This window comes from Streptomyces rectiviolaceus (assembly GCF_039533825.1).
In the GTDB taxonomy this organism is placed as follows: Bacteria; Actinomycetota; Actinomycetes; order Streptomycetales; family Streptomycetaceae; genus Streptomyces; species Streptomyces rectiviolaceus.
Genome location: NZ_BAAAUG010000172.1, coordinates 1 through 13,602 on the forward strand (window position 1 = coordinate 1; position 13,602 = coordinate 13,602).

The following is a 13,602-nucleotide window of genomic DNA, read 5'->3' on the forward strand; positions in this document are numbered from 1 at the left end:
CTCGCGGTGGGGCTCGTCGGCCGGTGCGGCGGGCTGTGGCGACATCGCAGGGACAGGGGTTGCCGGGGCCCCGACACCGGCGCGGCGGCCGCGCCAGAGGTCCCGCAGGCTGAAGATCCAGCCCTCGACCCGGGTGAGCAGCGGCTCCGCCCAGGGCAGCGCGAGCAGGACGAGCAGACCCGCCGCCCAGCCGAGGAAGACGTCGCTCAGCCAGTGCGTGCCGAGATACACGGTGGTGAGGCCGACGCTCAGGGAGACCACGGCGGAGAGCGCCGAGAGGTATCGCCTGGCGCGCGGGGTGGAGGCCATGTGGGCCAGGATTCCCCAGGTCACCACGGCATTGGCGGTGTGCCCGGAAGGGAATATATCGCCGCCGAGCCACATCTCGTTGGCGCCGATCGTGGTGGCGTAGTGCGGGCCGAGGCGGCCCATGCCGATCTTGGCGGCGCCGACCGTGACGTTGAGAAGCAGCAGGGCGGCGCCGAACGTCAGGAGCGGGCGGATCGTGTGCTGACGCCAGGAGCGCCAGCCCAGCCAGGCCGCGACCATCACGGCGGTCGGGCCACGCTGGCCGAGGACCACCCAGTAGTCGAGGAAGGCGTGGATCTCGGGCCACTGCTGGTAGGGCCGGAAGAACATGACCTGCCAGTCGAACCGCACCAGCCACGACGTGGCCAGCACGGCGACCACGATGGCGAGGTAGAAGGCCAGGGTCGCGCTGAAGAGCACGATCCGGTGCCTGCTCATCCTCGGCACATCGAGGCCGGCCGGTCGTTCCGGCTCACGGTCAAGACGGGCGAAGACCCGGTCCAGACGGGTGAGGTTTCGTTCGGTACGCACCCAATCGACGTTACAGCGAGTGAGTGCGGGACTAGGCCGAATCAGTGGCTTTGTGATGACGATGTGATGTGGCATTGATCTCAGACGGGCGGTTTATTCCCGCGGCTTCCTCTTATTTCGCGGTGAGCCCCTTGTTGAATTCGTTGATCATTGGCATGGCCGTTTTATAGTGCTTACTAATTCGTTCACCGGGGCCTGGTGCGGAATTTCCCCTCCGCTCACCGGGCCCCGTGAATGATCATGGTGGGCCCGAGTCGTTGGCGGGAACCGGATGCCCGCCCCTGCGCGTGGTCCATGCGTGACAGCGTGGCAGCGTGGCGTACGCCACACCGACTCAGTGCAACCGTGAGAGGTCCGCCACGCGCCACAGCCGTGAACTCGCGTACTCTGACGGCTCACTCGCCTTTCGCCGCCGCCAGCTGGGAGATCACGTCCCGCGAGGCCGCCGATGCGAGGGATCACTGGGAGGTATCGCACATGTCGGGTTCAACCACGGCCACCGCTCCTTCCGGCCGTCGGGTACCCGGGTCGCAGGGCGGCGCCAACCGCTGGCTGGTGCTCGTCGTTCTCTGCGTAAGCCTGCTGCTCGTCGCCGTCGACGCCACCGTCCTGCACGTGGCGGTGCCCGCCGTCACCGAAGACCTGAAGCCCGGTGGCATCGAGCTGCTGTGGATCGTGGACGTCTATCCACTGGTCTGCGCCTCGCTGCTCATCCTCTTCGGCACCCTCGGTGACCGGGTGGGCCGCAGACGGGTGCTGCTCCTCGGCTACGCGCTCTTCGGCGTGGCATCGGCCGTCGCGGCCATGGCGGACAACGCCCAGATCCTGATCGCGGCCCGCGCCCTGCTCGGCGTCGGCGGCGCGATGATCATGCCGGCGACCCTCTCGATCCTCCGCCAGGTCTTCCCCGACCGGCGTGAGCGCGCCGTCGCCATCGGTGTGTGGAGCGCGGTGGCCGGTATCGGCGCCGCGGGCGGGCCGCTGCTCGGCGGCTTCCTGCTCGAGCACTTCTGGTGGGGCTCGGTCTTCCTGATAAACATCCCGCTGATGCTGGTCAGCCTGCCCATCGGGCGCTGGCTGCTTCCCGAGTCGACGGGCGACCGCGACGGGCCGTGGGACGTGGTCGGCGCGCTGATGGCCGCGGGCGGTCTCTTCGGCCTCGTGTTCGCGGTGAAGCGGGCGGGCGGCGGAGAGTCACCGTTCGGCATGACGACCCTCCTCTCCTTCTTCGTCGGCGCGGCCCTCCTGGTCGGCTTCGTCCGCAGGCAGCGGCGGCGCAAGCACCCGCTCATAGACCTGTCGATGTTCGCGCGGCCCGCGTTCAGCACCTCGCTCGGCTGCATCGTGCTCGCGATGCTCGCCCTGGTGGGCCTCGAACTGGTCGCCGCGCAGTATCTGCAGCTGGTGCTCGGCCTCTCCCCGCTGGAGACCGGTATGCGGCTCGTGCCGCTCACCGTCGCCGCGATGGCCGCCGGCCTGGCCGGATCGAAGTTCCTGCACCGCTTCGGCCCGCGCACGATGGTCGCCTCCGGCTTCACCCTGACCGCGGTGGCGGTGGTGATCCTCACCGGGATGGGCGACCAGCTGAACGACCCGCTGATGATCACCAGCTTCGTGCTGCTCGGCCTCGGTCTGCAGACCACGCTCTTCGGCTCGTACGAGTCGATGCTCAGCGAGGCGCCCCAGTCGCAGGCGGGCGGCGCCGCCGCGATCGGCGAGACCTCGTACCAGCTGGGCGCCGGCATCGGCATCGCGCTGCTCGGCAGCGTCATGAACGCGGCGTACGCCCCTGGCCTCTCGTCCGTGCAGGGCGTCCCCGCCAAGGAGAGCGCCGCCGCGAGTCATTCCCTTGGCGAGGCGTACGAAGTCGCTTCGGGGCTCGGCGGCGGGGCGGGCGAGGCGCTGCGCAGCGCGGCGCGCGAGTCCTTCGTGCACGGGCTGCATGTGACCCTGCTGGTCAGCGCGGGGCTGCTGCTGCTCGGCGCGCTGATGGCGCTGAAGCTGCCGCGGACCATGGAATGCGGGGCCGCATCGCAGGAGTGCCAGGAGCAGGACCCGGAGCAGGACCAGAGCCAGAAGCAGGAGCAGGGCCAGGAGCAGGAGCACGGCGCGGATGCCGGGGTGCCCGCACCGCGTGACGCGGCGGGCGTCCGCGTGGAGTCGGTCCGCTGACGCGGGGACGCACCGGGGGACTCTGGACGTGCGGGATGCTGCGTCGTAACGTCAGCCGAGCCCTAGCTAACTACCACTGCTAGTTTTTGTGCCGCCGGAGGCCCGAGATGTCCGCACGCAGCCGTACGCCCCTGCCGCCCTTCGACCCCACCGACCCCCTCGGCATCGACGATCTCCTGGATCCGGAGGACCTCGCGATCCGTGAGACCGTCCGCTCCTGGGCGGCCGACCGCGTCCTGCCGCACATCGCCGACTGGTACGAGAAGGGCGACCTGCCCGGCATCCGCGATCTCGCCCGTGAGCTCGGCTCGATCGGCGCGCTCGGCATGTCCCTGGAGGGCTACGGCTGCGCGGGCGCCAGCTCCGTCCAGTACGGGCTCGCCTGTCTGGAGCTGGAGGCAGCCGACTCCGGCATCCGCTCGCTCGTCTCCGTGCAGGGCTCCCTCGCGATGTACGCCATCCACCGCTTCGGCTCCGAGGAGCAGAAGCAGCGCTGGCTGCCCGGCATGGCCGCGGGCGAGATCATCGGCTGCTTCGGCCTGACCGAGCCCGACCACGGCTCCGACCCGGCGTCCATGCGTACCTTCGCGAAGAAGGACGGCACCGACTGGGTGCTCACCGGGCGCAAGATGTGGATCACCAACGGGTCGGTGGCCGGGGTCGCGGTGGTCTGGGCGCACACCGACGACGGGATCAGGGGCTTCGTCGTCCCCACCGAGACCCCCGGCTTCTCCGCGCCCGAGATCAAGCACAAGTGGTCGCTGCGCGCGAGCGTCACCAGTGAGCTGGTGATGGACGAGGTACGGCTGCCCGCCGACGCCGTCCTGCCCGAGGTCACCGGGCTCAAGGGCCCCCTGAGCTGTCTCTCCCACGCGCGCTACGGCATCGTCTGGGGAGCCATGGGCGCCGCCCGCTCCTCCTTCGAGACTGCCGTCGAGTACTCCAAGACCCGCGAGCAGTTCGGCAGGCCCATCGGTGGCTTCCAGCTCACCCAGGCCAAGCTCGCCGACATGGCGGTCGAGCTGCACAAGGGCATCCTGCTCGCGCACCACCTCGGCCGCCGCCTGGACGCGGGCAGGCTCCGCCCCGAACAGGTCAGCTTCGGCAAGCTCAACAACGTACGAGAAGCGATCGAGATCTGCCGCACATCCCGGACGATCCTGGGCGCGAACGGGATCTCGCTCGAGTACCCCGTGATGCGGCACGCGACGAACCTCGAGTCGGTGCTCACCTATGAGGGCACCGTCGAGATGCATCAACTCGTGTTGGGCAAGGCGCTCACCGGTCTTGACGCCTTCCGGTGAGCGGCCTCGCCCGCTAGCTCTGGTTGAAGAAGCCGTCCGCCGGACGGCTCGTGGCCTCCCCGTTGACAATCTGCGTGTTGGCGGGGGTGAGCAGGAAGACCCGCGTGGCCACGCGCTCGATGGAGCCGCGCAGACCGAACGTCAGGCCCGCCGCGAAGTCCACGACGCGCTTGGCGTCGCCGGGCTCCATCGACGTGAGGTTGATGATGACCGGGACGCCGTCCCGGAAGAGTTCGCCGATGCCGCGCGCGTCCCGGAAACTGTCCGGGGTCACGGTCCCGATCCGGCGCCCTTCCTCTTCGGCGGCCTCGGTCGCCACCCGCACCCGCGGGTCGGTCACCCAGGCCTCGCCGGGACCCTCGGCCCCGTCGTCGTCGTAGCCGTCGTAGTAACGCTCGTCATTGTTGTTGTCGTCGACGAGGCCAAGCCAGGCACTCGCCTTGCGCACCGATCCCATGGACGCCTCCTCTCACAGCGGGCTTTCTGCGTTCCGCATCCCCATGTTCGTCCATGATGCGGATAGTGCGCCAAGTGGATAGTCGCCGCGCGGGGTTTTCGTGACGGTACTGGTGCAGAGTCAACACGCTGATACACGGGACTCCCCAAGGGTCCTGCTGTGTACGGCTGCTGACAGTGAGTGAAATATGATTCTTCACGGCGTATGGGTGACGACCGGTGCGTCCGGGTGAACGGACCCCTCGATACGATGCCCGAGTTGATCGGCGACAGGCTCACGGGGGAGTCGTATGTTCGGAATCGTCAGGCCCTGCAGTCATCGTCTCGGTGAAGGGCTGAAGGCGCAATGGATGGCGCATCTGTGCGGGCTCTGCCTCGCGCTGCGCGGTGATCACGGGCAGTTCGCCCGCGTCGTGACCAACTACGACGGCCTGATCATCTCGGTTCTGACGGAGGCTCAGGCCGACAAGTCGACGGGATGGCGGCGCACCGCGGGGCCCTGCCCGCTGCGCGGAATGCGCACCGCGTCCGTCGCGCAGGGCGAGGGAGCGCGGCTCGCCGCCGCCGTCTCGCTGGTGCTCGCGTCGGCGAAGGTGCGCGACCACGTCGTCGACGGGGACGGCCTCTTGGCGCGCAGGCCGGTGGCCGCGGCCGCCCGGAAAGTGGCACAGAGCTGGGACAGGGCGGGCGCGCGCACCGGCGCCGATGTGGGCTTCGACACGGCGGTCCTGCTCGACGCCGTCGAACGGCAGGTCGGCATCGAGGGCTTGGCGGGCCCTGGCACCTCCCTGCTCACGGTCACCGAGCCGACCGAGACCGCGACCGCCGCGGCCTTCGCGCACACCGCCGTCATCGCGGGCAGGCCGGGCAACGCCGAGCCGCTCGCCGAGGCGGGGCGGCTCTTCGGCAGGCTCGCGCATCTCCTGGATGCCGTGGAGGACAAGGAAGCTGACGCCGCGTCGGGTGCGTGGAACCCGCTGACGGCCACGGGTACCGGCCTCGCCGAGGCCCGGCGCCTGGCCGACGACGCGCTGCACGGCATACGCCTCGCGCTGCGCGACGCCGAATTCACCGACGGCAAGCTCGCCCACATGCTGCTCGCGCACGAGCTCGGCCGGTCGGTGGACCGCGCCTTCGGCACCGACGCCTGCGGGCACGCCCACGAGGTGACGGCCCATCAGGGCGGCACCTTCGGACCGCCGCCGGACCAGGGCGGGCCGTACGGACCTCCCTCCAGCGGTCCGTACGGCCCGCAGTCCCCGTACGGAGGTGGAAATCCGTACGGAGGCGGGGTGCCCGGCGGCCCTGGCGGTCCTGGAGGCCCCGGGGGTGGACCCGAGTTCGAGCCGCAGCCCCCGAAGCCCGGGAAGCGGGGCTTCTGGGCGGGGTGCGCGGTCGCCATCGGGCTCTGCTGCACCTGCAAGCTGTGCTGCGCCGATTCGTACGAGGGGCCCTGGTCCCGCAAGAAGCGTGAGGGCTGCTGCAACAACTGCGGCGACAGTGGTTGCTGCTCCTGTTGCGAGTGCTGCTCCTGTTGTGACTGCGGGCTCTAGGTACTTCGGGGGCTGCTCCTCGTCTGCGGATTCGTCGTGGCTGGTCGCGCAGTTCCCCGCGCCCCTAGGGGGCCGCGCCCCTTCGGGCGCGGCGGCTCCCTGACCCGTAGTCAGTCCTTGATCTCCGGGGGTGAGATCCGGGACTTCTCGATCGCCGAGTCCTGCGTGCCCCACTTCTTCAGGATGCGGTCGTACGTCCCGTCCTCGATCAGCCGGTTCACCGCGGCTTGGAAGGCGGGCGCCAGCCTCGTGCCCTTCTTGAAGGCGAAGCCGACGTCGAGACGGTGGTACTCGCCGAGGAACTTCAGTCCCTCCTGGTGGGCGACCGCATAGCGCAGGCCGTTGATCGTGGACATCACCACATCGCTGCGGCCCTGCTGGAGCGAGCCCCAGATCGCGCCCTGCTCCGCGTACGTCTTCACGCTGTACGGCTTCTTGCCCGCGTCCTCGCAGACGTGCTTGTTGTCCTCCAGGGTGACCTCGAAGGTGGTGCCCGCGCCGGTCGCCACGTTCAGGCCGCACAGCTGACGGAAGTCGGTGACCTTCTTCAGCTTGCTGTCCTCGCGGACGGCGAAGCCCTGGCCGTCGTTGATGTACGTGACGAAGTCGATCGTCTTGCGCCGTTCCTCGGTCACGCCGAAATTGCCGGTGCCCAGGTCGTACTTCCCGCTGTCCAGGGCCGGCAGGATCGCCTCGAAGCTCGCGGCCTCACGCTTCAGCTTCAGGCCGAGCGCCTTGGCGACGGCCTCCGCGAAGTCCGCGTCCTGGCCGACGATCGTCTTCCCGTCCTCCAGGTAGGTGTTGCCGGGCGGGCTGCCGCCGACGGCGGTCGCGAGACTGAGGGTGCCCCGCTCGCGTACGTCCGCCGGCAGGAGCTCCGCCGCCGCCTCGTCCTTCTTGACCGAGGAGACCACGTCCTGCGTGGGGATCTTGTCGCTCTTGCCCGCGGGCGCCGCGCCGCCCGCGGTGCCGGCGGGGTCGCCCGAGCCGCAGGCGGTGAGCGTGAGGGTGGCGGCGGTGATCAGGGCGAAGGCCGCCGGGATGCGTCGGGAATGCGGGTGGAGGAAATGCGGGTGGAGGAAATGCGCGGACTTGCTCATGGCGTGACGTTCTCCATCAGGCAGCAGGGCAGGGCGAAGCGGACGTACGAGGGAGGGGTGCCGTCGCTCAGAACAGTGCAGAGCGGTGCGGCGGCGGTGTACGCGTGTGAAGGCGAGGTCAACGGCGCGTGGGCGCACGGGAGATGCAAGGCGGAAGAGACCCGGGAAAAGAGAAGGGCTCAGCGCGCAGGGGGTCGGCTCAGAGAGTCGTCGAACACGACGCCGACCACACTCGACCGAAGTCGATGTGGGAGCGCGTGACCAGCCACTGCTGCGAATGCATGGGGCAAGTGGAGCAGGCATCCGTTTGTGCGTCAACTGCCGTGAGACGTACCGCTCATATCCTGGACGGTCTTGACAGCGGGCCGAAAGCGCCCCGTACTCTCAAGGCGGATCGTGCTGAGGGGCTCGGTCCGTGTGAAGGCATCACCCGTGTGATCTCCCGCCACGTGTTCCTTTTCCGCCGTGCGCCGGAGAGACCTCCTGTATCCACGGAGCCTTCGCCATGTCTTCCGACACGCTCGCCAAAGCCGCACCGGCCCCTCCCCAGGACCCACCACCCGACGTCCCGCGCATCGTTCCGCAGCGCCGCGCCGGACAGTGGGTGGCAGCCGCCGCGGTCCTCGTGCTCCTCGCGCTCGCCGTCAACTCGGTGGTCCGCAACGACGCGTTCCAGTGGGACGTGGTCGGCACCTACTTCACCTCCGCGTCCGTGCTGCGCGGCCTGTGGCTCACGCTCTGGCTCACCGCCGTCGTCATGGTGCTCGGCTTCGCGCTCGGCGCGGTGCTCGCCATGGGGCGGCTCTCGTCCAACCCCGTGCTGCGCGCGGTCAGTTGGGGCTATGTGTGGCTCTTCAGGTCGATGCCGATCCTGGTGCAGCTGCTGTTCTGGTTCAACATCGGGGCGCTGTACCCGTACCTCTTCGGCGTGAAGACGGTGAACCTCCTCGGGCCGATCACCATCGCCGTCATCGGACTCACCCTGCACGAGGCCGCGTACGCCGCCGAGGTGGTGCGCGGCGGCATCCTCTCCGTCGACCGCGGGCAGATCGAGGCCGCGCAGGCGCTCGGGCTCAGCCGGTGGCGCCGATGGCGGCGGATCGTCCTTCCGCAGGCCATGCGCTCCATCGTGCCGCCCGCGGGGAACATGCTGATCGGCACGCTCAAGGGCACCTCGATCGTCAGCGTGATTGCGGTGCAGGACCTGCTGTACTCCGTGCAGCTCGTCTACCACCGCACCTACCAGGTCATCCCGCTGCTCCTGGTCGCCACCATCTGGTACGTGGTGATCACCTCGCTGCTCAGCGTCGGCCAGTACTACGTGGAGCGGCACTACGCGCGCGGTTCGGAGCGCACCCGATGAGCGTGACGGAGCGCCGGGCCGCCGGCGACGATCTGGTGAAGGACGACTTCGGCGCGCTGAAGGTCGTTCCCGTACGCCACCCCTGGCGCTGGGCGGCCGTCGTCGCGACCGCCGTCCTCGTGGCCCAGTTCGCGCACGGCCTCGCCACCAACTCCGGTTGGGAATGGGAGGTGTTCGCGGAGTTCTTCACCGCCGGCGTGATCCTCGAGGCGGTCTGGGTCACCCTTCAACTGACCTTCTACGGCACGGCTCTCGGCTTCGCGCTCGGCATCGTGATCGCCTTCATGCGGCTCTCGGCGAGCCCCTTCCTGAAGGCCGTGGCCTTCGCCTACATCTGGGCGTTCCGGTCGATCCCGCTCATCGTGCAGCTGCTGTTCTGGTTCAACCTGGCCTATCTCTACAAGGAGTTGCAGTTCGGGATCCCGTTCGGGCCCGGCTTCTTCTCCTTCGACACGATGGGGCTCGTCGGCGCGATGAGCGCGGCGGTCCTCGGGCTCGCCCTGCACCAGGCCGCGTACGCCGCGGAGATCGTGCGCGCGGGCGTACTGTCCGTCGACAGCGGGCAGTTGGAGGCAGCCGCCGCGCTCGGCATTCCCCGGCTGCGCCAGATCCGCCGCATCATCCTGCCGCAGGCCATGCGCTCGATCCTGCCCAACGCGGCCAACGAGATCATCTCCCTCTTCAAGGGCACATCGATCGTCTCCGTGATGGCGATCGGCGAGCTCTTCTACCAGGTGCAGGTCATCTACGGCCGCAACGGCCGCGTCGTGCCGCTCCTGATGGTCGCCACCGCCTGGTACGTCCTGCTCACCAGCGCCCTCTCCGTCCTCCAGCACTACGTCGAACGTCACTTCTCGAAGGGGGCATCGCGATGAGCGCGATGGTCGAACTCCGGTCCGTACACAAGTCCTTCGGATCCCTGGAAGTCCTGCGGGGCCTTGATCTGGAGGTGCGCAAGGGCGAGGTCACCGTCATCCTCGGGCCCTCCGGATCCGGCAAGTCCACGCTCCTGCGCGCCATCAACCACCTGGAGAAGGTGGACAAGGGCTGGATCAGCGTCGACGGCGCGCTCATCGGCTACCGGCGCTCCGGCGACAAGCTCTACGAGCTGCGCGAACGCGAGGTGCTCAAGCAGCGCACCCAGATCGGCTTCGTCTTCCAGAACTTCAATCTCTTCCCGCATCTGACCGTCCTGGAGAACATCGTCGAGGCGCCCGTATCGGCGCTCAAGCGTCCGCGCAAGGAAGCCGTCGCCCACGCCGGGACGCTGCTCGCCCGGGTCGGGCTCGCCGACAAGGCGGACGCCTATCCCAAGCAGCTCTCCGGCGGGCAGCAGCAGCGCGTGGCCATCGCCCGCGCGCTCGCCCTGGAGCCGAAGCTGCTGCTCTTCGACGAGCCGACGTCGGCGCTCGACCCCGAACTGGTCGGTGAAGTCCTCGACGTCATCAAGGACTTGGCGAGCCAGGGCACCACGATGATCGTCGTCACCCACGAGATCGGCTTCGCGCGTGAGGTCGCCGACACGGTCGTCTTCATGGACGAGGGGCTCATCGTCGAGCAGGGCGCCCCCGGCGACGTACTGGACCGGCCGCGGCACGACCGCACCCGCGCGTTTCTTTCCAAGGTTCTCTAGCCAAGGCTCTCCAGCCGAGATTCTCCAGGAGCTCCCGCATGTTTTCCCGACGTACCCTCTCCGCATCCGTCGCCGCCCTGGCCATCGCGCCCCTGCTGAGCGCCTGCGGCGGGGACAGCGACGCCGCGACCGGTGGAGGCGAGCCCGGCACCAAGAAGGTCGGCGACATCAACATCGGGCCCGACCAGAACCGCGTACGCGGCAAGAAGGTCGACGCGCTCGCGAAACTGCTGCCCGAGAAGGTGCGCGAGCGCGGCACACTGCGGCTCGGCGGCAGCGCCGACTCGGTCGCGCCCCTCGGCTTCTACGCCACCGACGACAAGACGCGGATCGGCTCCGAGGTCGACATCGCGAGCCTCGTCGCCGACACCCTCGGTCTGAAGCCGAAGTTCGAGCAGGTCTCCTGGGAGAACCTCTTCGTCGGCCTGGACAGCGGGAAGTTCGACGGCGTCTTCTCGAACGTCACGGTGACCGAGGAGCGCAAGGAGAAGTACGACTTCGCGACCTACCGCCACGACAACATCGCCTTCGAGGCACGCAAGGACGCCGACTGGACGGCGAAGAAGCCCGCGGACGTGGCGGGCAGGACGGTCGCGGTCTCCTCCGGCACCAACCAGGAGAAGATCCTCATCGACTGGAGCGAACAGAACGAGAAGGCCGGGCGCGAGCCGGTCTCCATCAAGTACTTCCAGAAGGACTCCGACTACTACCTGGCCCTCCAGTCGGGTCGCATCGACGCCTACCTCGGCCCGAACCCGTCCGCCGCGTACCACGTCGCGTCGTCGGGACAGACGAAGATCATCGGGACGATGTCGGGGGGCGGCCCCAGCATCCAGGGCGAGATCGCCGCCACCACGAAGAAGGACAGCGGGCTCGTCGACGCCTACGCGGCCGCGCTCAACCACGTGATCAAGGACGGCAGTTACGCCAAGGTGCTGCGGCGCTGGGATCTGACGAGCGAGGCCGTGAAGGAGTCGCAGATCAACCCCAAGGGCCTGCCGAAGCCGTAGGGGCCATAGAGGCCGTAAGCAGGGAGTCGTAAGGGGATGCCTTATGTCCATATGGAAGGGTTGGTCACATGACGACGGACGCGGTACGCGACTGGAAGCACTGGCACGAGCAGCGGACGGAGACGGTGGCGGCGCCCTACGGCCCGCTCTCCCTCACCGGCACGCACTGGCTCGCGGACTACCCGGACGGATCGCTTCCGGACATCCCCGGGCGCTGGACCGAGGCGGGCGACGAGATCGTCCTGACCGCTGAGGCCGACGACGGACTCACCCTCGACGGGCAGCTGTTCAGCGGCGAGGCCCGTCTCGCCGCCGACCCCGGCCCGGTCGGCGCGGCCCGCGTCGGGCACGGGGACCGCCGCTTCGTCGTGCTGCGGCGCGAAGGGCTCTGGGCGGTACGCGACTTCGACCCGGAGTCCGCCACGCGCCGCGCCTTCCAGGGCATCGATGCCACCGAGTACGACGCACGCTGGGCGGTGGTGGGGCGCTTCACGCCGTACGCCGCCGAGAGCACGGACGGTCCTGGCAGCGGAGTGCGCACCGTCCGGGTCGGCAACGCGGACGGGGTGGAGCGGGGGCTCGGCCTCGGCGGTGAGCTGGCCTTCAGCCTGGCCGGAAAGGACCACACGCTCCAGGTGTCGGTGGAGGGCGACGGCTCACTGTGGGCGGTCTTCGCCGACGCGACCGGCGGGGTGTCCAGCTACCGGTTCCGGTTCCTGCGGCCCGCCGCGCCGGACGCCGAGGGGCGCACGACGGTCGACTTCAACCGCGCGCTGCTTCCGCCGTGCGCCTTCGCCGACCACTTCATCTGCCCCTTCCCGCCCCCGGGCAACACGCTTGACGCCGAGATCGCCGCGGGGGAGCGGAACCTTATCGCCCGCTGACACGTCAGAAGCAGAGCCGATGACCCAAGCCCCGGTGGCGTACGACAGGTACGACAGCCGCCGGGGCCGGTTGCCGTGTATCTGGCTGACGGCCGAAAGACGCCCTTGTGCGTGGTGCCCCTGGCCCGAATACTCCCGAGCAGCGCTTGTCAGGAGCACGGCGTATCCGGAATCCGGCTTGCCTTTTGCTCATTGGCTGCGCCTCACGGGCCCCAACCCACGTGGGCCCACTGACTTCCCCTCGGGAGGAACAACAAGTGAGGAACAAGCGCACCACCCCCCGCAGCGGCATAGCGAGACGTACTCGTCTGCTCGCCGTGGCCACCGGACTCGTGGCCGTCGGCGCGCTCGCCGTCCCCGCTGCGAACGCCAGTGACGTCTCCACCTTCAGCTCGGCGCAGCTCACCAACGCGAGCGACGCGGTGCTCGACGCGGATGTCGCAGGCACCGCATGGAGTGTCGACAAGGCGACGAACCGTCTGGTCGTCACCGCGGACAGCACCGTCTCCAAGGCCGAGATCGCCAAGATCAAGGAGGCGGCGGGCAGCAACGCGGGCGCCCTCAAGGTCGAACGCACTCCCGGCAAGTTCAGCAAGCTGATCTCCGGCGGCGACGCGATCTACGCGTCCAGCTGGCGCTGCTCGCTCGGCTTCAACGTCCGCAGCGGCAGCACCTACTACTTCCTCACCGCCGGGCACTGCACCGACGGCGCGGGCACCTGGTGGTCCAACTCGGGCCACACCACGACGATCGGGAGCACGACAGGTTCCAGCTTCCCGACCAACGACTACGGCATCGTCAAGTACTCCGGCTCGATCAGCCACCCCGGCACGGTCGGCAGCCAGGACATCACCAGCGCGGGCAACGCCACCGTGGGGCAGAACGTCACCCGGCGCGGCTCGACGACCGGTACCCATGGCGGCAAGGTCACCGGCCTGAACGCGACCGTCAACTACGGCGGCGGCGACATCGTCTACGGCATGATCAAGACCACGGTCTGCGCCGAACCCGGCGACAGCGGCGGCCCGCTCTACGCGGGGTCCAAGGCACTCGGCCTCACCTCGGGCGGCAGCGGCAACTGCTCATCGGGCGGCACGACCTTCTTCCAGCCGGTCACCGAGGCGCTGAGCCGTTATGGCGTGAGCGTCTACTGATCCACGTACGGCCAGACTGCAGCCAGCAGCAGGAGAGCCCCCACCCGGAGTCCGGGCGGGGGCTCTCTCCTGTCTCGCGTCTCCCTTTGTGCGCCGTGCGGCGCTACCTTCGAAGTGCACGCCCAACACGCCC

Annotated in this window: 12 protein-coding genes; 9 read left to right on the forward strand and 3 right to left on the reverse strand. The window is 69.1% G+C overall.

Features of this window, described 5'->3' with window-relative positions; translation table 11 throughout:
* On the reverse strand, positions 1-840 hold an 840-nt coding region (locus ABD378_RS37150; protein WP_344528571.1), incomplete at its 3' end, for a phosphatase PAP2 family protein.
* A gap of 477 nt (positions 841-1,317) precedes the next feature.
* Here ABD378_RS37150 and ABD378_RS37155 point away from each other — a divergent pair.
* Together ABD378_RS37155 and ABD378_RS37160 are read left to right on the forward strand one after the other, a co-directional pair.
* Positions 1,318-3,012, forward strand: coding sequence for an MFS transporter (locus tag ABD378_RS37155; RefSeq protein WP_344528573.1), 1,695 nt, complete (start codon positions 1,318-1,320; stop codon positions 3,010-3,012).
* Positions 3,013-3,119: 107 nt separating this feature from the next.
* A complete protein-coding gene (locus ABD378_RS37160; protein ID WP_344528575.1) occupies positions 3,120-4,316 on the forward strand; it encodes an acyl-CoA dehydrogenase family protein in 1,197 nt (398 codons plus the stop codon).
* A 13-nt stretch (positions 4,317-4,329) separates the two neighbouring features.
* Here the strand turns inward: ABD378_RS37160 and ABD378_RS37165 are convergent, their stop codons facing one another.
* Positions 4,330-4,773 (reverse strand): cell division protein SepF, encoded by a 444-nt coding sequence (locus ABD378_RS37165; RefSeq protein ID WP_344528577.1) that lies wholly within the window; start codon positions 4,771-4,773, stop codon positions 4,330-4,332.
* 289 nt (positions 4,774-5,062) lie between these two features.
* On the opposite strand from ABD378_RS37165, the gene ABD378_RS37170 reads away from it, so the two are divergent.
* Positions 5,063-6,325: a DUF5685 family protein gene (locus tag ABD378_RS37170; protein WP_344528579.1), complete on the forward strand. Its 1,263-nt coding sequence runs from the start codon at positions 5,063-5,065 to the stop codon at positions 6,323-6,325.
* Positions 6,326-6,435: 110 nt separating this feature from the next.
* Here ABD378_RS37170 and ABD378_RS37175 read toward each other — a convergent pair whose 3' ends face one another.
* A complete protein-coding gene (locus ABD378_RS37175; protein WP_344528581.1) occupies positions 6,436-7,425 on the reverse strand; it encodes an ABC transporter substrate-binding protein in 990 nt (329 codons plus the stop codon).
* A 505-nt stretch (positions 7,426-7,930) separates the two neighbouring features.
* Between ABD378_RS37175 and ABD378_RS37180 the strand changes: the two genes are divergently transcribed.
* From ABD378_RS37180 to ABD378_RS37205, 6 genes are all read left to right on the forward strand, one after another.
* Entirely contained in the window at positions 7,931-8,788 is an 858-nt protein-coding gene (locus ABD378_RS37180; protein WP_344528583.1) for an amino acid ABC transporter permease, read from the forward strand.
* On the forward strand, positions 8,785-9,663 hold the full coding sequence (locus tag ABD378_RS37185) for an amino acid ABC transporter permease (RefSeq protein ID WP_344528585.1): 879 nt from the start codon (positions 8,785-8,787) through the stop codon (positions 9,661-9,663). Before ABD378_RS37180 ends, ABD378_RS37185 begins: the two co-directional genes overlap by 4 nt.
* Positions 9,660-10,421, forward strand: a complete 762-nt coding sequence (locus ABD378_RS37190) for an amino acid ABC transporter ATP-binding protein (RefSeq protein ID WP_344528587.1) — start codon at positions 9,660-9,662, stop codon at positions 10,419-10,421. Before ABD378_RS37185 ends, ABD378_RS37190 begins: the two co-directional genes overlap by 4 nt.
* A 38-nt stretch (positions 10,422-10,459) precedes the next feature.
* Complete coding sequence (locus tag ABD378_RS37195; RefSeq protein ID WP_344528589.1) at positions 10,460-11,431, forward strand: ABC transporter substrate-binding protein; 972 nt, start codon at positions 10,460-10,462, stop codon at positions 11,429-11,431.
* A gap of 68 nt (positions 11,432-11,499) precedes the next feature.
* Positions 11,500-12,315 (forward strand): DUF1684 domain-containing protein, encoded by an 816-nt coding sequence (locus tag ABD378_RS37200; protein ID WP_344528591.1) that lies wholly within the window; start codon positions 11,500-11,502, stop codon positions 12,313-12,315.
* A gap of 257 nt (positions 12,316-12,572) precedes the next feature.
* Positions 12,573-13,469 (forward strand): S1 family peptidase, encoded by an 897-nt coding sequence (locus ABD378_RS37205; RefSeq protein WP_344528593.1) that lies wholly within the window; start codon positions 12,573-12,575, stop codon positions 13,467-13,469.
* The last annotated feature ends 133 nt before the right edge of the window (positions 13,470-13,602 follow it).